At 44.0% G+C, this 22,376-nt stretch carries 25 protein-coding genes; 10 read left to right on the forward strand and 15 right to left on the reverse strand.

Features of this window, described 5'->3' with window-relative positions; all coding sequences use genetic code 11:
- The first annotated feature begins 173 nt into the window (after positions 1 to 173).
- Both CO692_RS04005 and CO692_RS04010 read left to right on the forward strand, forming a co-directional pair.
- On the forward strand, positions 174 to 926 hold the full coding sequence (locus CO692_RS04005) for an exodeoxyribonuclease III (protein ID WP_096741609.1): 753 nt from the start codon (positions 174 to 176) through the stop codon (positions 924 to 926).
- Positions 927 to 1,010: 84 nt separating this feature from the next.
- Positions 1,011 to 1,544: a 3'-5' exonuclease gene (locus CO692_RS04010; RefSeq protein WP_096741610.1), complete on the forward strand. Its 534-nt coding sequence runs from the start codon at positions 1,011 to 1,013 to the stop codon at positions 1,542 to 1,544.
- Positions 1,545 to 1,619: 75 nt separating this feature from the next.
- Here CO692_RS04010 and CO692_RS04015 read toward each other — a convergent pair whose 3' ends face one another.
- The 5 genes from CO692_RS04015 to CO692_RS04035 form a co-directional block, all read right to left on the reverse strand.
- Positions 1,620 to 2,135, reverse strand: coding sequence for a GNAT family N-acetyltransferase (locus CO692_RS04015; RefSeq protein WP_096741611.1), 516 nt, complete (start codon positions 2,133 to 2,135; stop codon positions 1,620 to 1,622).
- A gap of 17 nt (positions 2,136 to 2,152) precedes the next feature.
- Complete coding sequence (locus tag CO692_RS04020; RefSeq protein WP_096741612.1) at positions 2,153 to 2,677, reverse strand: GNAT family N-acetyltransferase; 525 nt, start codon at positions 2,675 to 2,677, stop codon at positions 2,153 to 2,155.
- Positions 2,670 to 3,143 (reverse strand): tRNA (adenosine(37)-N6)-threonylcarbamoyltransferase complex ATPase subunit type 1 TsaE, encoded by a 474-nt coding sequence (gene tsaE, locus CO692_RS04025; protein WP_077451938.1) that lies wholly within the window; start codon positions 3,141 to 3,143, stop codon positions 2,670 to 2,672. The genes CO692_RS04020 and tsaE overlap by 8 nt, the downstream gene beginning before the upstream one ends.
- Positions 3,144 to 3,357: 214 nt before the next feature.
- Positions 3,358 to 4,341, reverse strand: coding sequence for a phosphate acetyltransferase (gene pta, locus CO692_RS04030; protein WP_096741613.1), 984 nt, complete (start codon positions 4,339 to 4,341; stop codon positions 3,358 to 3,360).
- 147 nt (positions 4,342 to 4,488) lie between these two features.
- Positions 4,489 to 5,172, reverse strand: coding sequence for a uracil-DNA glycosylase (locus CO692_RS04035; RefSeq protein ID WP_096741614.1), 684 nt, complete (start codon positions 5,170 to 5,172; stop codon positions 4,489 to 4,491).
- Between the two features lie 132 nt (positions 5,173 to 5,304).
- On the opposite strand from CO692_RS04035, the gene CO692_RS04040 reads away from it, so the two are divergent.
- Positions 5,305 to 6,174, forward strand: a complete 870-nt coding sequence (locus CO692_RS04040) for a Cof-type HAD-IIB family hydrolase (RefSeq protein ID WP_077451942.1) — start codon at positions 5,305 to 5,307, stop codon at positions 6,172 to 6,174.
- Positions 6,175 to 6,213: 39 nt separating this feature from the next.
- A complete protein-coding gene (locus tag CO692_RS04045; RefSeq protein WP_077451944.1) occupies positions 6,214 to 6,735 on the forward strand; it encodes an LURP-one-related/scramblase family protein in 522 nt (173 codons plus the stop codon).
- Between the two features lie 4 nt (positions 6,736 to 6,739).
- Here CO692_RS04045 and CO692_RS04050 read toward each other — a convergent pair whose 3' ends face one another.
- Entirely contained in the window at positions 6,740 to 7,306 is a 567-nt protein-coding gene (locus tag CO692_RS04050) for a GNAT family N-acetyltransferase (RefSeq protein WP_005234129.1), read from the reverse strand.
- Between the two features lie 94 nt (positions 7,307 to 7,400).
- Positions 7,401 to 7,778, reverse strand: coding sequence for a VOC family protein (locus CO692_RS04055; RefSeq protein WP_086291839.1), 378 nt, complete (start codon positions 7,776 to 7,778; stop codon positions 7,401 to 7,403).
- Positions 7,779 to 7,913: 135 nt separating this feature from the next.
- Here CO692_RS04055 and nrdI point away from each other — a divergent pair, with 135 nt between their 5' ends.
- Together nrdI and CO692_RS04065 are read left to right on the forward strand one after the other, a co-directional pair.
- Positions 7,914 to 8,363: a class Ib ribonucleoside-diphosphate reductase assembly flavoprotein NrdI gene (gene nrdI / locus CO692_RS04060; RefSeq protein ID WP_086291838.1), complete on the forward strand. Its 450-nt coding sequence runs from the start codon at positions 7,914 to 7,916 to the stop codon at positions 8,361 to 8,363.
- Positions 8,364 to 8,404: 41 nt separating this feature from the next.
- Positions 8,405 to 10,054, forward strand: coding sequence for a MutS-related protein (locus tag CO692_RS04065; RefSeq protein ID WP_096741615.1), 1,650 nt, complete (start codon positions 8,405 to 8,407; stop codon positions 10,052 to 10,054).
- A gap of 67 nt (positions 10,055 to 10,121) precedes the next feature.
- On the opposite strand, the gene CO692_RS04070 is transcribed toward CO692_RS04065, so the two are convergent.
- From CO692_RS04070 to CO692_RS04090, 5 genes are all read right to left on the reverse strand, one after another.
- Positions 10,122 to 11,942, reverse strand: a complete 1,821-nt coding sequence (locus CO692_RS04070; RefSeq protein ID WP_077451950.1) for an LTA synthase family protein — start codon at positions 11,940 to 11,942, stop codon at positions 10,122 to 10,124.
- Between the two features lie 191 nt (positions 11,943 to 12,133).
- Positions 12,134 to 12,958 carry an ammonia-dependent NAD(+) synthetase gene (gene nadE, locus CO692_RS04075; RefSeq protein ID WP_096741616.1) on the reverse strand — a complete coding sequence of 275 codons (825 nt, stop codon included), beginning with the start codon at positions 12,956 to 12,958 and terminating at the stop codon, positions 12,134 to 12,136.
- Between the two features lie 62 nt (positions 12,959 to 13,020).
- Positions 13,021 to 14,487: a nicotinate phosphoribosyltransferase gene (locus tag CO692_RS04080; RefSeq protein WP_096741617.1), complete on the reverse strand. Its 1,467-nt coding sequence runs from the start codon at positions 14,485 to 14,487 to the stop codon at positions 13,021 to 13,023.
- A gap of 244 nt (positions 14,488 to 14,731) precedes the next feature.
- The gene (locus tag CO692_RS04085) at positions 14,732 to 15,088 is read right to left on the reverse strand and encodes a DUF1827 family protein (protein ID WP_077451954.1); all 357 of its coding nucleotides are present in this window, start codon (positions 15,086 to 15,088) and stop codon (positions 14,732 to 14,734) included.
- Positions 15,075 to 15,956 (reverse strand): HAD-IIB family hydrolase, encoded by an 882-nt coding sequence (locus tag CO692_RS04090; protein ID WP_096741618.1) that lies wholly within the window; start codon positions 15,954 to 15,956, stop codon positions 15,075 to 15,077. Before CO692_RS04090 ends, CO692_RS04085 begins: the two co-directional genes overlap by 14 nt.
- A 114-nt stretch (positions 15,957 to 16,070) precedes the next feature.
- Between CO692_RS04090 and CO692_RS04095 the strand changes: the two genes are divergently transcribed.
- A complete protein-coding gene (locus tag CO692_RS04095; RefSeq protein ID WP_096741619.1) occupies positions 16,071 to 16,844 on the forward strand; it encodes a MerR family transcriptional regulator in 774 nt (257 codons plus the stop codon).
- Positions 16,845 to 16,904: 60 nt separating this feature from the next.
- Here CO692_RS04095 and CO692_RS04100 read toward each other — a convergent pair whose 3' ends face one another.
- Positions 16,905 to 17,822: a LacI family DNA-binding transcriptional regulator gene (locus CO692_RS04100; RefSeq protein WP_081117944.1), complete on the reverse strand. Its 918-nt coding sequence runs from the start codon at positions 17,820 to 17,822 to the stop codon at positions 16,905 to 16,907.
- A 13-nt stretch (positions 17,823 to 17,835) separates the two neighbouring features.
- Positions 17,836 to 18,099, reverse strand: coding sequence for a hypothetical protein (locus CO692_RS04105; RefSeq protein WP_005228502.1), 264 nt, complete (start codon positions 18,097 to 18,099; stop codon positions 17,836 to 17,838).
- A gap of 194 nt (positions 18,100 to 18,293) precedes the next feature.
- Here CO692_RS04105 and CO692_RS04110 point away from each other — a divergent pair, with 194 nt between their 5' ends.
- From CO692_RS04110 to CO692_RS04120, 3 genes are all read left to right on the forward strand, one after another.
- Positions 18,294 to 18,542 carry a helix-turn-helix domain-containing protein gene (locus tag CO692_RS04110; RefSeq protein ID WP_077451962.1) on the forward strand — a complete coding sequence of 83 codons (249 nt, stop codon included), beginning with the start codon at positions 18,294 to 18,296 and terminating at the stop codon, positions 18,540 to 18,542.
- A gap of 175 nt (positions 18,543 to 18,717) precedes the next feature.
- A complete protein-coding gene (locus tag CO692_RS04115; RefSeq protein WP_005234114.1) occupies positions 18,718 to 19,653 on the forward strand; it encodes an ABC transporter ATP-binding protein in 936 nt (311 codons plus the stop codon).
- Positions 19,646 to 20,416, forward strand: a complete 771-nt coding sequence (locus CO692_RS04120; RefSeq protein ID WP_005228499.1) for an ABC transporter permease — start codon at positions 19,646 to 19,648, stop codon at positions 20,414 to 20,416. Before CO692_RS04115 ends, CO692_RS04120 begins: the two co-directional genes overlap by 8 nt.
- Before the next feature lie 52 nt (positions 20,417 to 20,468).
- Here CO692_RS04120 and CO692_RS04125 read toward each other — a convergent pair whose 3' ends face one another.
- Entirely contained in the window at positions 20,469 to 22,298 is a 1,830-nt protein-coding gene (locus tag CO692_RS04125; RefSeq protein WP_096741620.1) for a glucose PTS transporter subunit IIA, read from the reverse strand.
- Positions 22,299 to 22,376 lie beyond the last annotated feature (78 nt).

Below are 22,376 nucleotides of genomic sequence, written 5' to 3' on the forward strand. Positions count from 1 at the left end.
ATTTTAGCATGTTCAAGGAAAAGTTGCTACCTCTGGTGAATATGATCTTCAACCAATCCCCCCTCTTGAAGGCAAGCATTCCTCCTTGTTTTCCTCATTCCGCTCACTTGCTTTGCGCTTCTGGCTTTTTTAGGTAAAATGGGAGGCGTAGTGGAAAATAAGGAGGAGTCTCAATGAAATTTATTTCTTGGAATGTGAATGGTTTACGGGCCATCGTTAAAAAAAATTTTTCTGAAGTGGTTGAAGCCCTCGATGCTGATTTCTTTTGTTTACAAGAAACAAAGCTGCAAGAAGGTCAGATCGAATTGGATTTACCAGGCTATCATCAATACTGGAATTATGCGGAGAAGAAAGGCTATTCTGGCACAGCAATTTTCGCAAAAGAACCTGCACTATCGGTCCGTTATGGATTAGGAATCGAAGAACATGATACGGAAGGTCGCGTCATCACGCTGGAGTATCCTGAATTTTTCTTGATTACTTGCTACACACCGAATTCTCAAAATGAATTGCGCCGCTTGGATTATCGCATGACTTGGGAAGATGCCTTTTTGGCTTACTTGACTGAATTGAAACAACAAAAGCCAGTGATTCTCTGTGGTGATTTGAATGTTGCCCATAAGAATATCGACATCAAAAACTGGAAAACCAATCAAAAAAGCGCCGGCTTTACGCCAGAAGAACGGGAAAAGTTTTCGACTCTATTGGCTGCTGGCTTTACCGATACGTTCCGTTATTTCTATCCAGATGCAGAAGGTATTTATTCTTGGTGGAGCTACCGTTTCAACGCTCGCAAAAACAATGCCGGCTGGCGCATCGACTACTTTGTCGTTTCGGATGACTTAAATGAGCGCTTGCTAGATGCCAAGATCCATACAGATATCATCGGCAGTGACCATTGTCCGGTGGAACTGGATCTCAACTAACCGTAAAAAAACTTCAGTTTTTCTTAACGTTTGTTCGCTTTTCATTCTTTGATTTTGTGCTAGAATGGCAATGAGGTGAGTCTGATGAATTTTATCGCAATGGACTTTGAAACAGCAAATTATCAAAAGCATAGTGCCTGTTCCCTTGCACTAGTCATGGTACAAGATAGCAAAATCGTGGGCGAATATTACACATTGATCCAACCGGAAACGGAATTTTTTTGGAAAAACATTCAAATTCATGGCATCCGTCCAGAAGATGTACAAGAAGCGCCTAAGTTTCCTGACGTATGGAAACAAATCCAACAATATTATCAACTGAACAGTTTGATCGTTGCGCATAACGCTGGTTTTGATACTGGGATTTTGGCAGGATGTCTTGATTATTATGGGTTGTCACAACCAAATTATCTTTCCTTATGCACGGTGCGAACGAGCCGCAAACTGTATCCAGAATTTACGAACCACAAATTAAACACGGTTTGTGAGCAATTACAGATTCCTTTACTAAACCACCATGATGCCTTGGAAGATAGTCGGGCATGTGCCCAAATCTTATTGCGTCAAGAAGAAGAATTTGGCATCGATCCATTAAAAAAATTAGTATTAGTCAAATAAATAAGAACGTGCGTCCTAAAGTCAGCATTGCGCTAGACTTTAGGACGCACGTTTTCATTTAAGGAAGCATTCATTTCAGGTCAGGTCGATCCAATAATGACAGATTACAGCGCCATCTTCTGGATCAATGACTTTTTCGGTTAGTTTACCGCCGTTGTTTTCAATGACTTTGGCGGAGGCGCGATTGGCTTCTTCACAGGTTACTAACACGTTTTTCAAGCCAAATTGTTTGGCCTTTACCAATGACTGTGCCAGCATTGCCGAGCCGATGCCTTGCTTTCGATGATCTGGGTGCACCGAATACCCGATGTGTCCGCCAATTTGGCGCAAATACGCATTAAGTGTCAGACGCAGATTCAAGAGAACGACCACTTTTTGATCTTGAATAGCCAAATAGGTACGGGCGGGAACGAATCCTTCTGGTACCGTTTCTGCTGTTTTAAAATCCGCCAATCCCTCTATCCAGTCTTTGGCTGTCGGACTTTCTACAAGTCCTGCCCCACCATGGATGACTTCTTGATTCTTCTCAAACGCTTGCCGATACGCTTCGATTTGATCGCAGTCTGCGATCGTCGGTTCCCGAAACTCCATTTCCTTCACTCCTTTTTTTATGATTCAAAAAGACGTGCCATCATCAAGACGTCAACTTTTTGCCCCTCGCGGGTTTGCACCGCTTCTTTCATGCAGCCTTCTGTTAAAAAACCAAATTTTTGATACAGATGGATCGCTCGTAGATTTCTCGCTTGGACGGTCAATTCGATGCGGGTCAATTCGCCAACTTCTACTACCCAGTCCAGTAATTCTTCAATCAGGAGTGAACCTAAGCCCAAGCCCCAATAGTCTTTTAAAACTGAGATACCGATCTCCCCGACATGGGCTAATTGCCACTCTTCATTGCCTTTGACTGATGCCATGGCGATCAACTGTTCTTGATCAAATGCCAACAACAGCAAATAGTCCTCCCGTTCATAGATAGCATCCAGCTGTTCTGCCAATAAGGCTTCTGGCAACGCCAAGCCGCTTTCGTCCATTAAGAGAAAATCCGTTTCTTCTCCTAGCTGTTGACTGACTGCTAACACAGCTTTGGCATCAGCACCCGTGGCTTCTTTGATCTGTAATTGGATCTCACTCATGGGCTGCCTGCCATTTTGTTGTGATCCGTTGCAAAAAGGCGGTTGCTTTGGTGCCATATGCATGACATTTCACAAAACGTTTTTGTTCATCTGTATCATCTTTTTCCAAAATCAGTTCTAAATAATCCTCTGGCAGGGAGGCTTCTAAGAGATTGCCCCACTCGATCACACACAAGCCATCCCCTTCAAAATAATCATCCAGTCCTAAATCTTCTGCACCGTATTCCACCCGATAGACATCCATATGGTACAGGGGCATCCGCCCATTGGTATATTCACGAATGATCGTATAGGTCGGACTTTTGATCAGTTGCTCGATTCCTAGCCCCAAGGCGATGCCTTTCGTCATGGTTGTTTTGCCAGCACCTAAGTCGCCCGTCAATACCAGATTATCCCCTGGCTCGGCTACTTCTCCAATGATTTTTGCAAATGCTGCGGTTGCTTCTAAGTCGTTAATGGTAAACATAGTCCCCATCCTTTGATCAATCTAATTTACTAGTTGCTAGTATAGCCTGTTTTTCAAGGAATTGTAAAGAAGGAGCTTAGGGAAAATTTCCCGACGATCACTGGATCGTTTCTTTTGCGCTCACTTCCTCCTTTGCTGCCCTCAACTTTCCAAGAGCAAAACAAAAAACTGACCCTCAAGGGATCAGTTTTTCATCAGTGCAGCGATTGGCTGCTTATTTTTCCATTAGTGTTTGTGCCGCAGTAATGATTGATAATTTGTAGACATCTTCTTCATTTGAACCACGAGACAAATCAGAGATTGGTTTGTTCAATCCTTGCAAGATTGGTCCAATCGCTTCAAAGTTACCGAAACGTTGGGCGATCTTGTAACCAATGTTTCCTGATTGTAAATCTGGGAAAACAAAGACGGTTGCTTTACCAGCTACTTCAGATTCAGGAGCTTTCAATTGCGCAACTGCTGAGATATACGCAGCATCGAATTGCAATTCTCCATCGATTTGGTATTCTGGTGCCAATTCTTTGGCGATTTTTGTTGCTTCAACGACTTTATCTACTTCTGGTGCTTTCGCAGAACCTTTCGTTGAGAAGCTTAACATAGCAACTTTTGGATCGATTTCAAATAATTCAGCGGTTTTCGCTGAGTCAACAGCGATTTCTGCTAATTCTTGTGCATTTGGGTTTACATTGATGGCACAGTCTGAGAACAAGTATTTTTCTTGGTCACGACCACGAACCATTAAGAAAGCACCACTTGTACGGCTCACACCTGGTTTTGTTTTGATGATTTGTAAAGCGGGTCTTACTGTATCACCCGTAGAATGGATCGCTCCTGAAACCATTCCTTCAGTAATGCCCATGTAAGTCAACATCGTACCGAAATAGTTGACATCTTTTAAGATTTCTTCTGCTTGTTCTTTCGTTGCTTTGCCGTTGCGGCGTTCCACAAAAGCTTCAACCATTTCATCCCAACGATCATAATTTTCAGGATCTAAAATTTCAAAGTTTGATACGTTGATTCCGCGAGCTTCTGCTGCTTTTTCGATTTCAACCGGGTTACCGATCAAAACGGGGTCAATCAATTCTTCTGAACGTAAACGGCTAGCAGCACCTAGGATACGAGGATCTGTTGCTTCTGGAAAAACGATTTTGATATGACGACGCACGATTTTAAATTTTAAACTTTCGAATAATTCCACGGGTAAAGACCTCCAGTTTTTTTATACCCTTCCATTGTACAATAACTGCGAAAAAAAGAACAGATAAAAATCCTGTATTAGTCGATTATTTTAAATATCGTTACCTTTTTCACAAATTCACTCATTCTAAATAACACAGTTTTACAACTATGTTATTTTTTCTGGCAACGCCCAGGAAATCGGTTCTTCCCCTAACGCCAGCAATGCTTGATTGATCTTAGAAAAAGGCTTCGAACCAAAGAATCCTCGATGCGCTGATAACGGACTTGGATGAGGCGCTGTTATAATAATATGCTTGCTGGTATCTAACAAAGCGGCTTTTTTTTGGGCGGGTTTGCCCCAAAGTACAAAAATGACCGGTTCTTCTCGTTGATTCAATTTTTCGATAATCGTATCTGTCAGCTGCTCCCAGCCACGTCCATGATGTGAATAGGCTTGCCCTTCACGTACCGTCAATACGGTATTCAACAATAAGACCCCTTGTTGCGCCCATGGCACAAGATAGCCATGGGACACAGGTGCAATCCCTAAGTCATCGGCTAATTCCTTGTAAATATTGCGTAAGGAAGGCGGTATTTTGACCCCCGGCTGCACGGAAAACGACAGTCCGTGGGCTTGGTGCGGGCCATGATAAGGATCTTGACCTAAGATGACGACCTTTACGTCATGGTATGGCGTCAGTTTAAGTGCTTCATAAATATGATCCATCGCTGGATGGATCGTTTGCTGGGCATATTCTTGTTTCAAGAAAGCCCGTAGTTGTTGGTAATAGGGTTGCTCAAATGATTCTTGCAATTGTTCTTGCCAATCATTGTCCAATAGTCGTTTCATGGCGAATCTCCTTTGTTTTCTTCTAGGATAACAAATCCCTCTCCTTAGAAACAAGAATTACTCTTCGAAAGAAAAAAAATCCGTGATTTATGGTACACTATTTGTAGAAACGATTAAGAAAGGACGCTGACAATGATCAAATTAATTGCTTCTGATATGGATGGTACGCTTTTAAATGCCAGTATGCAGATTTCAGAAGAAAATATCCAAGCAATCAAATATGCCCAATCCAAAGGAATCGAATTTATGGTCGCAACTGGCCGTAACCGTAAAGAGGCATTGCCGCCGCTGCAAGAAGCCGGGATCGACTGTGCAATGATCACCTTGAATGGGGCCCAAGTCTATGACGAAGCGGGTAATTCATTATTTACTGTGCCGATCAGCCATGAACAAACTCGTTCGTTGATCGACCTACTAAAAGAAAACGACATCTATTTTGAGATCTCAACGAGCAATGGGATCTATTCGGAAAGTCAGACACGTCGGATCGAAAATTTTGCGATCCATACGGCAGAAGCAATGCCCCATCTCACTCATAAGATGGCGATTGCTATGACAGCAGCCCGTTTAGAATTTTTACCGATCAATTATGTCGATGATTTCAGTGAGTTGTTTTCGATCGAAGAATTAGAATTTTTGAAAGTGATCTGCTTCCACCAAGACGGTGCCCGGGTATTGGGTCCTATCACGAAAATCATCGATGGGTACGGCGATCTAGTGGTGACTTCTTCTGGACAAAACAATATTGAGATCAACCACCGAAACGCGCAAAAAGGAATCGCAGTGGCACATGTCGCCAAAGATCGGATGATCTCACTGGCGGAAGTGATGACGATCGGTGACAACTTAAATGACGTAAGTATGCTGCAACTAGCAGGCGTTAGTTTTGCAATGGGAAATGGCGAGTTAGAGGTAAAAGAAGCCGCGAAGTATTTGACGGACACCAATATTGAGGCTGGTGTCGGCAAAGCAATCGTTCGGGCAATTGATGAAAATCTTTAAACCACGCAGCTTTTTGGGGATACATGAGGAGGCGTAAGTATGTCAGAATTTTTCATCCAAGATAGGCAACTTAGCAGAGTCACACGCACCATTGTCAAAGATGAAACAGGCAAATCACTATTTTTGATGGTGGGACGTTGGGGAACAAAGGGCGATGCCCTCTCCCTTTACCGTTTAAATGGGCAAATGGTCGCTAGTATCAAACAAATCAGCTTTACTTTTGGTACACGCTTTGAGATCTACAAAGACTTTGAGAAAGTCGGTACACTGCAAAAAATCTTTAACTGGCCAGGTGATTTCTACTATATCCAACAGCTTCACTGGGCAGTCCACGGCGATATCTACAATCATCGCTATGGGATCCATCATTTCAATAAAAAGATTATGGAGATGAACAAAGCGACCTTGTTGACGGGGGATTATTATGTACTGGATGTTGTCGATGACCGGGATGCGCCGGTCTGCATCTGTATTGCGGCCGTCATGGATTACTGGCTGTACAATCGGCACCGCAAAAAAGACCACCCTCTTGAGCTTCGACTAACAAATGGAACCAGCTGAAAAATCAGCTGGTTCTTTTTTGCATATGGTCGTAAAGATGGCCACTGATCTCTCTTTGGGCCACGACTTCAAAGCCGTGCTTTTCATAGAGCCGCTTCGCATGGGGATTTGCTCGGTCAACACTCAAGCCGATCACCTCATAGCCATCTCTAGAAGCAATTTTTGGCAATGCTTCTAATAAGGCTGAGCCAACACCTTTGCCCCGAAATTTCTCAGCCACACAAATGGTATCTAAGTACCATTCATTTGGTAAAGTCTCTTCATCGATAAACAGCTTCATGTCTTTACTCAAACCGTACTGTTCCAGCACTTTATCTAGAGGCTGATCGATCGTCGCCTCTTCTTTGTCTGGGTATCCAAAGGCGACCCCAGCAACTTCCCCGTCGATCTCATTGACTAGTGCACGGCGAAAGCCGTAACGATAATCGGGTTCTAGCATGGCATCTGCCAAGATCTCTAAGGTCTTGGCTTCTCCGATCTCTTTGACAAACGGCAATTCCATGTCCTTTAAAATGACTAAAACGAGTTCAGCCATGACAAAACGATCTTCTTCTTTTGCAAATCTTATCACGTTTTTTCCTCCTTGCTTCTATACATAGAATAACAATTCTTTTAAGAAAAACCAAGTTGAATCAAAAAAATGTCCTACCTGAAGTTCCCTCTATTTATTCATGCAATTCCAAGGGCAAGCCGTCTGGATCTTGGAAAAAAGTCATTTTCTTATTGGTAAAGGTATCAAAACGAATCGGTTCGCACACAATCCCTTTAGCGGCTAACTCCGCTACGACTGCTTCAATATTTTCCACCGCAAATGCCAAATGCCGCAGGCCGGCTGCTTCGGGAAAACTTGGTCGTGTTGGTGGGTTTTCCACCACAAACAGTTCTATTTCTGATTCCCCAAAGCGCAAGTCGATTTTTACATCTTTCTTTTCTGGGCGTGCGTGTTCACGAATCACTTCAAAGCCTAATTTCTCTACATAAAATTCTTTGGTCTGCTGGTAATCACTGGCGATGATCGCCACATGATGCATTTTTGAAAACATTATTGCCACTCCTTTGTATTGGACTCCTCTCTCAGTTTAAAGCCTTTGGCTGCATTTTACTAGAAAAGACTGCCGAAGTTCTCCTCTTTTCATAAATGGTTTCTGTTATACTAGAAAGCGGAAGGTGATGAAAAAATGAAACTACTCTATATTTCAATCTCTGGAAATACCCGTGCATTCGTCAACCGCTTGTTGGCCTATGCGGATCAGCAAGATACCCCGAGTACTTGGGAAGCCAAAGAAATTCATGACAATAGTATCTTTGAACAAGAAGACGAACCTTATGTGGTTTTTGTCCCTACCTATTTAGAAGGTGGAAATGGCGTCGATAACGGCGATCAGGAGATCCTCACAGAGACCATGCGTGAATACATCGACTATGAAAACAACGTCGCTCTTTGCTTGGGCGTGATCGGCAGCGGCAACAAAAACTTCAATTATCAATATTGTTTGACCGCAAAGCAATATGCGGAGCAATTTTCGATCCCGTTCTTAGCAGATTTCGAGCTGCGAGGCACGACCCAAGATATTGAAAGGATCTATGCTTGTTTGAAAGAAATCGATCCTGCCCACAGCAACACTTAGCTTTAGCCAGCATTCATTAGCCATTAGGAGGACTTTTGCATATGGAACCACAAACGATGGTCATTTTGATCATACTCGCCAGCATTCTCATCTTGACCGCACTAGATATCTGGAATCGATACAAAGTACGCCGTTACGTTCGGCTTGCTTGGGGAAAGCTTCCCCGTCAGCCCCGCTTTGATAAAGAAGCGAGTTTGAAAAAGGCTTGGCTGACGGAGAAGAAGTTTCACGATTTTGATAGCGAGGTCGATGACATCACTTGGTATGACTTGGATGGCTTTTCGTTGTTTGAGTCCATTAATCTGACGTTTTCCAGTGTTGGTTCAGAAGCGTTGTACCAGCAGTTACGCAATTTTCGCTTCAAGACGGACAAACAGCTGACCAAATTGATCGACTTTTTTGCTGCTGACAGTGCCGCACGCGAACAATCCCAATATACGTTTGCTCGTTTAGGAAAACAAGATGATAATTTTTCGAAAGCCTACTTGGCCAATGAAGCGGCGCAATCCATCGGTTCTCTGCCTTTCTTTGTCTTTTTAGGTGTGCTGCCATTAGTCGGCATCTTGCTGCTCCTGCTGGGGTTTGTCCAAGGCATCCTGTTGACGTTGGTTAGTGTCGTTTTCAATACGATCTATTACTCCATCAAAAAAGCCAAGCTGGAAACAGAACTGAACAGTATGCGTTATTTGGTTCAAACGATTGCCTGTGGCAGTCAGATTGCTAAAATCAACACACCCCTCCAAGATGAGATCAAACAATCCTTGGCACCATTAAAGAAGATTACTCGTTTCGCTTTCTCGTTTCGTGCCAAAAACGGCAGCGAAGGAGACATGTTGTTTGAATACATCAATATCATTTTTATGCTGCCGTTTATTTCCTATCAAACGGTCACCACTACTCTGTCCAAACACCAACAAGCAGCCATCGATCTGTGGAATTTGCTGGGAAAATTGGAAGTCGCAGCTGCCATTTTAAATTTTCGCACGTATATGCCCATCACTTGCCTACCGACCTTCCAAACAAGCGGAGGTGTAGAAGCAACGGGTACGTATCATCCCCTTCTGAGTGAAGCAGTCATGAATGATGTCACTTGGACCCACAATACCCTTGTAACTGGCTCCAATGCCTCAGGCAAATCGACATATGTCAAAAGTGTCGCCATCAACTGTATTTTGGCACAAACGATCCAGACAGCAGTAGCTGAAACCTTTACGATGGTTCCTGGTCACGTCATTACCTCGATGGCTGTCGAAGATGATCTATTTGAAGGCGACAGCTATTTCGTGGCGGAGATCAAATCCATCAAACGCCTGCTAGATACCGTTGCCACGAAACAGCGCTGCTACTGTTTTGTTGATGAGATTTTAAAAGGAACCAATACGGTGGAACGAATCGCTTCTTCTGCTAGCATCATCCATTGGTTGCGAGCCTACCCATCATTAGCCTTTGTCGCTACCCATGATATTAAGCTGACTGAAATTTTGAAAAATGATTGCCGCAACATTCATTTTTCTGAACAAGTCACGGAAGATGACGGCATCTCCTTTGATTATAAGGTCAAATCCGGTCCTGCCTTGAGCCGCAACGCGATCGCCCTCTTAAAAGTCATGGGCTACCCTGAAATGATCGTTCAAGATGCCTATGCCGCCGCCAATGATTTTGATCAAAACCGTAAATGGCAGGATTTATAACTTCATACAAACAAAAGCGCCTTATCCTGTGACTAACACTGGGATAAGGCGCTATTTTACATTTCATTTAGTCAAACAAACCAGTCGTTAAACTGTATTGCTCTCCTTGTAGCACATCGTATTGGATCAAACTATAGGCATCATAGATTTCTTGGGCTTCTTGATCCAACGCAAGAGTCGTCTGCCATTGTCCCTCTTGATAATATTGACCCAGTTCAAAAGCCGGCAACTCATCTTGCAAGGCCAACAACAACTGGTAAAACCCGCTGGTTGGTTGATCACTGGCTTCTAATAGGTTCGGTGCAAAATAAAAAGGACTTGTTACTGGTACATCTTCTGGTGCAAAATTCCCTTGCGAATCAACCATCAAAAACTCGGTTTCATGCAGGGCAGCCGTTTCATTTTGATCCTTGATCTCATCGGCATAAATGCCTGGTAAATGATCGCCCCAAAAGACGACCAGCGTTCGCCGATCCAGCTGCTCTAATTCAGCCACAAAGTTTTTCAACGCTGTACTGCTATAAGAGATATCCTGTAGGTAGTTTTCCAAAGAAGCCATATTGCCCGGACCGCTCGCTTGGTAATTCAGCGTATCGTATTTGCCAGCATAGGGCATATGGGTCTGCATCGTCACTAAATGGACAAATTGCGGTTGCTGATCGTTTTCCAACAATGCCAGCACTTCTTTGTAGGCCGCCTCATCAGAGATGTAAGGATTATTTTCGATTTTGTCGGTATAGGTCATCGTATCTTGATCGATAAACTGTTCAAACCCCATCACCCCATAGACATCCTTGCGTTTGTACATTGATGTATCGTAAGGATGGATCGCCGTTGCCGTATACCCTGATTGTTCCAAGAAAGAAACGAGGGATGGCAGTTGCGTCAATTTCGGCACCAGCATCGTGTAAGGCGTTGTCATTTGCGGATTCAATAGGCCCATGGCAAAACCAGTCAACGCTTCAAATTCGATGTTTGCCGTACCGCCCCCATAATTTTGCGAAAGCATTTTTCCACTGATGGTTTGATCGGCGACGTGGTAATAGTCTTTCAACGGATCGCCGGTGATCGACAGGCCATTTAAATGGCTCGGGTCGGAAAAGCTCTCACTCATCACATAAACGATATTTGGTGCTTCACTTTCACGGTCTTGGTTTTTCTCCGCCGCCTGTGCATTGTAGGTATCCGCAATCGCTTGGATCGCTTCTTTTGAATACCCCTCAGGCTTCGTCATGGCATCTACCCGCAAGTTGTACAAAAACCCACCGATAAATCCCGTATTGTAATAGTTCATTTTTTGTGAATACGGAATCCAAAGTGCGGTCTGATTGTAGGCTTTGCGTAGAAGGTTGTTGCTGTCGTTGAAGTGTGAAACATAGACTAAGCCCAGCGAGCATACGACCAGCACTGCCCCTCGCATTACTTGTAAACGCCGGTTTAATTTGCGGCTGCGATAGATACTCCAGCCGATCGCCCCGATCGCCGCCAGAGCGAAGAGGATGGCTAAGAAAAAGGCGCCATTGCCGATCATGGTTCGTAGAAGGTCGAATTGAGTGACCATCTTTAAATCATCAGGATAGATTGGTTCTTGGCGATAGACCATCTTCGTATGGTTGGCATACCCTAAGATTCCGATGACGACACTATAAAAGATGCCCCCGATCAGTACTGAACCTGCCAAACTGGCAAACACCCCATACACCAGCAGTAGCACCCCACAAGCCAAGAAAAACTTTGCTGTATGCCACGAAAAGGCAAATTTCAAGGCTAATTCAACGGAAAGATTGTTTTGACACCATTGCAAATATAAATTACTGAAAATGATCAACAGGACGATGGCGATGCCTTTTAATGCGATCTTCAGATAAGGATGGCTATTTATTTTCACGAAGGAACATTCCTCCTTTTCTACACGTTCTAGGTACCCTCGTATTTTATGCTTTCAAGACAAGAAAGTAAAGCCAAGGCAAGAAGCTTTTGTTATTTTTAAAGAAAGCAACCCTCATAAAAAAGAGTCTAAGGTTTCTTGCCCCCTAGACTCTTCTTTCTATCCGAATGGAACTCAATCACTGGTTTCGTTTATTTCCAAAAATCGTCAAAAATCGTGACGGGCAAGTGGCGTTTGTGTTGCGTTTTGTTCCACCAGTTTTCAATGGTTTGTTGGGCTTCAGCCGAAATTTTCTTGCCTTCTAAATAGTCATCGATGTCGTTGTAGGTCACTCCTAAAGCTGCTTCATCTGCCACTAAAGGTTTGCCATCTTCCAAGTCCGCAGTTGGGACTTTTGTATACAACGCTTCTGGCGCGCCTAAGTATTGCAAGAGTTGACGACCTTGGCGTTTGTTCAAACGAAACAGTGGTAAGATATCGGCTCCGCCATCGCCGTACTTCGTAAAGAAGCCGGTGATATTTTCCGCAGCATGATCTGTTCCCAGAACAGCCCCTGCTTTTTCACCCGCAATGGCATATTGTGTGATCATCCGTTGACGGGCTTTGATATTGCCTTTATTAAAGTCAGAAACCGCTAAGCCTGCTTCCTCCACCGCTTGCACTTGGGCATCGACGGCGGCTTTGATGTTTACCCGCAGCTCAATATCTGGTTTGATAAATTCAATGGCTTTTTTAGCATCTTCTTCATCTGCTTGTTCCCCATAAGGTAAGCGTACCCCTATGAACTGATAGTTGGGATTCCCGGTTTCGCTACGCATTTCCTCCATCGTCAATTGCGCGATTCGACCGGCTAACGTCGAATCTTGTCCACCACTGATCCCCAAGACAAACGTATGCAAGAACGGATTCTTTTGCAGATACGCCTTTAAAAAATCAATACTCTTACGAACTTCTTCTTTCGGGTCGATGGTCGGTAAGACTCCTAATTCTTTGATAATTTCTTGTTGCATGGTCATAGAAACGCCTCCTCTTATTTTTTGAAGCAGCTGACTGATCTTAGGACCAGCGCAGTTGCGGATTACAAAATCGCGCCATTGGTCTGTTTGCGTACTTTTTCAATCGTGCGCATTTTATGATCCCAGCATTCTTGCGAGAGATCGACTGGGTATTTCTGTGGATTCAAATCACGTTTGTACTCATCCCAAAGGGAATCCAAGCAATTCGTCGCATAGGCTTTGACCTGTTCTAAGTCAGGCACTTGATACACTTGCTGGCCATCTACAAAGATGTCTTGCAACAATGGACGCGCATCAAAGTTCGTCACTGTTTTGTTGATAAAAGTGTGAACAGGATGGAACATGAACAGTTCGTCTGCTGCTTGGGGATTTTCTTCCCATAGCGTGACATAATCGCCTTCGGACTTTCCGTCCGATTTACGGGTGATCCGCCAGACTTGTTTTTTCCCAGGGGTCGAAACCTTTTCGGCGTTGCTGGATAATTTGATGGTGTCGATCATTTCTCCCTGCTCATTTTCGATGGCAACCAGTTTATAAACCGCACCTAATGCCGGTTGATCGTAAGCGGTGATCAGCTTGGTGCCGACACCCCACACATCGATTTTCGCCTTTTGCATTTTCAAGCTTAGAATCGTATTTTCGTCTAGATCATTGGAAGCATAGACTTTGGCTTCCGTGAATCCCGCTTCATCCAGCTGTTCACGGACTTTTTTCGAGATATACGCCATATCGCCGCTGTCGATCCGCACACCTAAGAAATTGATTTTATCCCCCATCTCTTTGGCCACACGAATCGCATTTGGCACACCTAAACGCAATGTATCATAGGTATCGACTAAGAATACGCAATCTTTGTGGGTTTGGGCATATGCCATAAATGCATCATAGTCGTTGCCGTAGGATTGCACGAGGGAATGGGCATGGGTTCCGCTGGCTGGGATGCCAAAAATCTTCCCTGCTCGCACATTACTTGTCGCATCCGCTCCGCCAATATAGGCCGCTCGAGTCCCCCAAATGGCTGCATCCAATTCTTGTGCCCGCCGTGAACCAAATTCCAACAAGGGATCCGTGCCGATCACGGATTTGATGCGGGCAGCTTTCGTGGCGATCAAGGTTTGGAAATTGACCATATTTAGTAACGCCGTTTCGATCAGCTGCGCTTGTGCCAACGGCCCTTCTACTTGAATGATCGGTTCATTGTTGAAGACCAAATCGCCTTCTAACGCTGAACGAACGGTACAAGCAAACTTGAACTCTTTTAGATACTCTAAAAAGGCTTCTGGGTAGCCGCCGATTTCTCGCAAGTAGGCAATATCCGTTTCTGAAAAGGATAAATCGTTCAAATAATCGATCAATCGTTCCAGACCGGCAAAGATCGCATAGCCGTTTTCAAAAGGCATGTCACGGAAATAGCATTCAAACACCGCATTACGATCGGCTCTGCCTAACTCCCAATAGGTTTGCATCATGTTGATTTGGTAGAGATCGGTGTGTAGCGTCAAGCTGTCATCTTTAAATAATTTCTGCATGTTCTTACTCCCTCTAGCTTACTTCTTCTCATTATAGCAAAAAAAACACAAAAGACAGAAAATCTTGTTTTTTTCCAAAAAAAGTTAGGTTTTTGCCAGTACAAGACAATCCACCTGAGAACAAATTGCTCAAAGCATGGGTCAACCTCCTACTTATTGCGCATTATTTACGCGCTCGTATAAGGTCGCCCCTTTGTTCAACGTTTGATTACTCTTGCAACGTGCATGTCCCAACTTCTTTCAACTAGTGTTCTTTCACAGGCAATTGAACAAGAATGACATCTTTTCTCGGTTTAGAAAAGGTGATGCCTCTTGCTTCCATTTCTTTACGAATATTAACATTGACGGTCACGTCTTTGCGATCGACCTTCAGCAAACGATGAATCGCTGTGTCGACTTCTTCCCGACTGATTTTCTTTTTATTGTTGATCAATACTAAAGAAATCGTATCAAAACTATCCACATAGAGAATCTGCGTCCGATCAAGCGAGTACAATTTATAGTATTTGATCGCTATTTTGTCGAATAGGTACTTGGAGATGTTCGGGTAAAAAGTTTCCATATTTAGATTTTGGTTTACTGGGGTTTCAATCAACTTCATGCACAACATCCTCTCTCGAAACTAATTCTGTTAAAATAAAGCGGCCAACACCGCCGTCTTCCGCGCGCTCAATGGTTCGATCACAAACTGCTTTGATCGCTGGGCTGGCATTTGCTACCGCCAAAGAAACATCCACCGCTTCAAACATCGCAAGGTCATTTTCACCATCACCGATCCCGTAGCTTTTGGCAGCGGGAAAAGCTTCTAAAAAGCTACGGATCGCCGCACCTTTGGTCGCCAATGGATCAACGATTTCCAGTGTTTGGACAAAGGATTGAAAAATCGCTGCCGTTTCTGACTGGATCATCGCCCGCAGCCGTTCTCTTTTTTCGTCTGACGCTTCCATCAGTTCGATTTTGATGACCTTTATCTCTGGATGTTCCTTCATAAACTGCAACACGTCGTCTTTATGAAGGCATTCGTTGTAGAAGAACTCGTATTTGTAGTCAGCGATGATTTGCCCTCGCTCCCCTAACTCCGCGAGTAACTGCTTGCGGCTTTCTTGAAATTGCGCTTCATACAAATGCGCTTGTGGGGAAATGATGCCATGGTCAGTATGTAAGAAATAAAAAACCTCTTCTGTTTCTAAGATACCAATCACTTGTGCCAATGTCTTATAGGGCAAGATATGCGTCAAAACAGGCGCTTCTCCTTTTACCATCACACCGGCGCCGTTTCCGAAAATCACATCGCAGGAAAGGCCTTCTTCCGCCATCATATCTTGAACAAGCTCAAATCCTCGCCCTGTGACAAACACAAAGTGATCCCCTTGGGCTTGCAAACAACGGATGGCTTCTTTATTGATCTCATGAATCGGGTGCCCCATTTCTTGAAACGTCCCATCAATATCAGAAAAAACTATTTGCATCTTATCTTCCTTTCTTTGTTATAATTATAGCACATTTTAAAAAACGCAAAAAAATTTTCTTGACTTTGTCGTTACGTCAACCTTTAGGATACAGGTGTAAGGAGGGAAAAGCCGATGGAATATACGATCAGTGCCTTAGCCAAACTGTCAGGAGTCAGCAGCCGTACCCTGCGGTATTATGATCAGATCAAGTTGTTACAACCGCAACGCACCAACTCAGCTGGTTACCGTATCTACGGGAGGCAGGAAGTCGATCGCCTACAGCAGATTTTGTATTTTAAGTCTTTTGGGCTGTCATTAGAAACGATCCGCGGAATCTTGGATGAGCCGCAAGCATCGATCCAAACGGTCTTGTTGCAGCATTACCAACAGCTTTTACAAGAACGAGCAGCCCTGGACAGTCTTTTGACCACCTTAGCGCAAACAATTGATTATTATGAAGGAGAAAAGACGATGACCGATCAAGAGAAATTCAGTTATTTTAAGGAACAAAAAATTCGTGAAAACGAAGCGAACTACGGTGCCGAATTACGAGAAGCCTACGGTGAGGAAATCATCGAACAAAGCAACCAAAAGTGGCAGCAGATGACCCAAGTCGATTATCAAGCACTGACCGACAACGAAAACCGCTTATTGCAGCTGATAAAAGAGCTGTTGAATGAAAAGGAAGGGAAACGAATCCCTTCTGACAAAGCCCAAATGGCTTTTGCTGCGCATCAAGCATGGCTTAAACAAGCAGCGCCCTTTTACTCAGCAGAATATCACCGATCTTTAGGGGAAATGTACGTTCAAGACGAGCGTTTTACCGCCTATTACGATCAAAAAGCGGGTGTCGGCAGCGCCCAGCTGTTGAAACAGATCATTGACCATTACACCAAATCCCATTAAAAAAACGATGCGCTAGCACTGCCCGCTCAGGGGCTTTGTTTGCGCATCGTTTCGTCTATGCTATCGTTTGATGAACTCATAGGGCATGCGATAGTTGCCGCTTTTTTCCATTATCGCCAATTGGACGGCAGTCTCCCCGCAAGCTTGCAAGTGATGATCGATCGTTGAAAGCTGCAGCAGCTCGCTGATGTATAAATTGTCCCGTCCAATCACAAGCCATTCTCCCGGCGCCTGCGACTGGATCCCAGCTGCAACATGATCCCCATTGGTGAAGATCGCTTCGACCCCTTTATCTGCAAAATAAGCAGCTGCTTCTTTGCCATCTTCTTCCGTCAAACAATCCCAAAAGATCAAGTCTTCGGAAAAGGTCGGAAAATAGTCATGAGCCAAACGGACCGTGATTTTTGAATTGCTGCTTAGCTTACGGCTACGTCCCAATGTCACGCCGATTTTCTGGATACCTTGTTCCTTAAAATACGTAAAGACTTCTTTGATCGATTCCTCTCGATCGATATAGGTGCAGCCGTCAGTCAAATACGGGATATTCTCACAAAAGACGATGCGACCGTAAGAACGATAAGGCAATAAGGTTTCGATCGGATTCGCCCGCGAGGCAATGATCAAGGCATCAAAGCTTTTCGCCGCAAATTCTTGCAAATACGCTTCCTCTACTTGCGGATCATAGTTCGTGGCTAAAAGCGTCACCTTATAACCCCGAGCAAACGCTGCTGTCGTGATGCCGCTCAACAAGCGATCGAAGTACGGATGATTGACAAATGGCAGAATCACACCAATATTTTTGGTTTTGCCAACACTCAATGCCCGTGCCGTGTAATTCGGAATATAGTTGACCTCTTCCATGACAGCCAGGATCTTACGACGCTTTTCTTCACTGACATACGGATTGTTGTTAATGACTCGTGAAACTGTGGAGACCGAATAACCGGTCAAGCGTGCAATATCCCGAATGTTTGCCATGACTCACTGCTCCTTAAACGAATAATTGTTCTTTCATATAGTCTATCACACTTAACCCACATGTATAAAATTCATAGTAATCATTGTGATGAATAAAACCGATCCGCTGAGAACCGAAGTGTTCATCACATGTCAAATGACTGATCTCATCCACTGGAATTTCTACCAAGCGTTCTTGAAAGAACCCTTTTGGTTTCGTCAATACCAATTGTTGTCCATCAAAAGCCAACGTTACATAACAACATTCCGCACCATTTTTCTTCATGTACGTATTCATTTTTTCATCCCGCCTTCCTTTTTATGAATCAAGCATACTGTATGAAACGCGTCTCAGAGCAAGTCATTTGTTTCACTTTTTAACAAAAACCGATCGACCTTCATGTGAATTACTTCGCATATTTTGCTTTTGTTGGTACAATAAAAAGAGAACAGTGCGAAAGGAAGCGCGATTTTTTTAAGGAGGACCGCAAAGTGACATTAGAAGAAGCTTTTTTATTAGACACCTTGCGATGCCGCTTCAAATTTTTAAGAGAAGAACGCGGATTGAGCCCAAAAGAAGTATGCCAGCATCTCGATGTGCCTTACCCCGATTACACCTTATATGAAGCAGGCGATCGCTTACCCGATGTATTGACGCTGCTACACGCAGCTTCCCTCTATAATGTCTCTGTCGATTACTTACTAGGACAGACAGAACGACCAGAACGGTATTTATGCTAACAATCGACTTTATCGAAAAAACGATCAAACGGTCGTTTTTTCTTTTGTCTCTTTCCCACTTTTAATCAATTAGCAACAATCGTTATCTAATCGAATGAAAAAATCAAAACATGCGGTTCTTCTTGAAAAAAAATGATAGAATAAACCATCATACATAGAAGGAGTTCAAACAAACATGACCTATGCACTAGAACTAACCGATTTACGCAAAGTCTATGCTACCGGCGTTGAAGCGTTGCGGGGCATAAATTTGACGGTGGAAGAAGGCGACTTTTATGCCTTGTTAGGCCCAAACGGCGCTGGAAAATCCACCACCATCGGCATTATCACCTCTCTTGTCAATAAATCTTCCGGAAGCGTCAAAGTCTTCGGCTACGATTTAGACAAAGAATTGGTCCAAGTCAAACAACAGATTGGTTTGGTTCCCCAAGAATTCAATTTCAATCCCTTTGAAACGGTCCAGCAGATCGTTGTCAATCAAGCTGGGTATTATGGTGTCCCCCGCAACGAAGCCATCAAGCGCAGCGAAAAATACTTGAAGCAGTCGAATTTGTGGGAAAAACGCAATGTTCGTGCGCGGATGCTGTCTGGCGGGATGAAACGCCGTTTGATGATTGCTCGTGCCCTGATGCATGAACCACGGCTATTGATTTTGGATGAACCGACGGCAGGTGTCGATATCGAATTGCGTCGGGAAATGTGGAGCTTTTTGCGGGAGCTGAACCAAAATGGCACAACGATCATTTTGACGACCCATTATTTAGAAGAGGCGGAAATGCTTTGTCGCAACATCGGGATCATCCAATCTGGTGAACTGATCGAAAACACCAGCATGAAGTCCTTGTTGGCAAAACTGCAATTTGAAACCTTTCTTTTTGATATCGCACCGATCAAACAAGCACCAACGATCACTGGATATCCGATCCAAATGGAAGATGAACAGACCATCGCCGTTGAAGTCGCTCGAGACCAAGGCGTCAACGATCTTTTTGCTCAATTCAGCCAGCAAGGGATCAATGTCCTCTCCATGCGCAACAAATCCAATCGCTTGGAAGAACTATTTTTGAAAATCACCGAAGAAGCACACGAAGCGGAGGAAAACCATGTTTAGTCTTTATTTTACAGCCTTAAAAAGTTTAGCGGTCAAAGAGACCAACCGCTATTTACGGATTTGGGTGCAGACCCTCGTCCCACCCGTCATCACTACTTCCTTATACTTTATTATCTTTGGGAAAATGATCGGCAGCCGCATCGGCGAAATGGGCGGCTTTTCTTATATGGAATTTATCGTTCCTGGGCTGATCATGATGTCGACGATCACTAGTTCTTACTCTAATGTGTCTTCTTCCTTCTTTTCACAGAAGTTTCAAAAAAACATTGAGGAACTCTTAGTGGCGCCGGTCCCTACCCACGTCATCATTTGGGGCTTTGTCTTTGGCGGACTTGGCCGTAGTATCTTGGTGGGCACATTGGTGACCATCATTTCCCTTTTCTTCGTGCCATTACATGTGTATTCTTGGGTCATCGTTGTCTTAACCCTTGTCATGACCGCCATCTTATTTTCATTAGCAGGGTTACTAAATGGGATCTTCGCCCAATCCTTTGACGATGTTTCCATCGTGCCAACCTTTGTTTTACAACCATTGACCTATCTTGGAGGCGTCTTTTACTCCATCAGCATGCTGCCGCCGATTTGGCAAACGATCTCCAAAGTCAACCCGATCGTGTATATGATCTCTGGTTTCCGCTACGGCTTTTTAGGCACCATCGATGTCCCAATTTTCCTATCCATCGGTATTTTGGTCTTGTTCATTGTTGTCTTATACAGCGTATGCTGGTACTTGATCCAAAAAGGCCGCGGGCTGCGTAGTTAATTGCAAAGAAAAAAGATGAACTTCGTTAACGAAGCTCATCTTTTTTCTTTTATTAGGCATTCAAAACGACTTTTTCCAGTAATGCACCGGCTTGGTGTCTGCCTTCTAAATCAGTACTTCCAGAAAATTGCTGCACGCGATCCATGTTGGTGATCAAAACGATCACCATGGTTTCTTTGCCTTGCTGCTTGATATAAGGCAGATCCATTTGTGCCAGTTTGGTTTGTGGAGTGACTTGCTCCCCAGCTTTGACAAAGACATCAAAGCCTTGTCCGCCAAGGGAAACTGTATCGATCCCCATATGCACAAGAACTTCAACGCCGTTTTGGGTTTTGATCCCAACGGCATGTTTTGAAGGGAACACAGTGGTGACTTCGCCACTGACTGGTGCAAAGATTTGGCCATCTTGGGACTCGATGGCATAGCCTTCTCCCATCATTTTCGTTGAAAAAACTTCATCTGGTACATCTTCTAATGGGACATATTCACCATGGGTCACGGCATGCAGATCCACTTCGTTGGTGTAACGATCGCCTTCTGCTGCTTGAGTTGGTACCAAGAACCAGCTCATGGCAAAAGATAAGCCGATTGCCAAGATGATCCCTAAAACGGCATAGATAAAGTATTCCCCAATATAGGCTGGCAAACTAAAGATACTTGAAAGAATGTACCCATAAATCCGAACACCGAAGAAACTGATGAAGGCAGAAGCCACAGAACTACCAACTGTTGCAGCGATAAAGGCTTTTTTATACTTCGACAAAATCCCGAATAACGCAGGTTCTGTGATCCCTAACAAGCCAGAAACAGCCGAAGATAGAATGATCGATTTTTCTTCTTTGGTTTTGACTTTGAAATAGATAGCTGCTGTTGCGCCGGTGATTGCCATATTTGCCATAAACATCATTGGCATCAGCATGTCATACCCTTGATTGGCGAAGTTTTGCAAAGCGATCGGGGTCATGGCATGGTGCAGTCCCGTGAAGATTGCAATTGGTCGAATCGCCCCTACCACAATTCCTGCTAGGACAGGCGAGATAGTGAATAACCCAGCCACGCCAGCAGCCAGTAAGTTTCCTAGATGGATACTGATTGGACCAATGACCGTTAATGTCAGAATACCCGCGACAAACAACGAAATCGTCGGTGTAAACACGGTACGCAGCACTTGTGGTAAGAGTTTATCGACCCAACGGTAAATATAACTGAGCGCCAGCACGGCAAAGATAATGGGAATCACTGTCCCTGCATAGTTAAAGACGGGTACTGGCAGTACGCCGAACAAGCGAAAGGCGGAAATGCTTCCTTCGGCTACCGCATTAGTCATCGTTGGAAATTGCAGCGTTGCCGCGATTGCGATCGCTAAATATTGATTGGTTTTAAAAATCCGAGCGGCAGAAGCAGCAACAAAAAATGGCAAGAATGTGAATACGCCGCTCGCGATCATGTCGATCACTAAATAGGTATCTGTTTGATTAGAGATGACATTCAATGCCACCAATCCAGCCATCAATCCTTTGATCATTCCTGCGCCAGCGATAGCTGGAACGATCGGACCAAAAACGCCAGAAACGGTATCCATAAATAAGGAAACGGCCCCTTTTTTCTCTGATGATTCCCCTTGGTTCGCTTCATCAAGACCTAATTCTTTGGCTAGAGGTGCATAATAATCAGCAACATCCGTTCCTATCACTACTTGCAGCTGATTGCTTTGATATTTTGTTCCTACGACTTTGGGTGTTTTTTCTAACGCCGCATAGTCGACTTTTTTCTCATCCTTTAAATCAAAACGCAAGCGAGTCATACAATGCCATGCATTGTTGATATTGTCTGATCCGCCAACATCTTTAATGATCTGTTTTACGATGTCTTCTTTGGTCATCTTTTTTTCCCCCTGTTGTTTGCTAACGGTCCTGATCCTTTTGACGGGCGCCCTTTCAGGTGTTTCCGTTTTCACACA

Source organism: Enterococcus sp. FDAARGOS_375, assembly GCF_002393265.1.
GTDB lineage: Bacteria > Bacillota > Bacilli > Lactobacillales > Enterococcaceae > Enterococcus_D > Enterococcus_D innesii.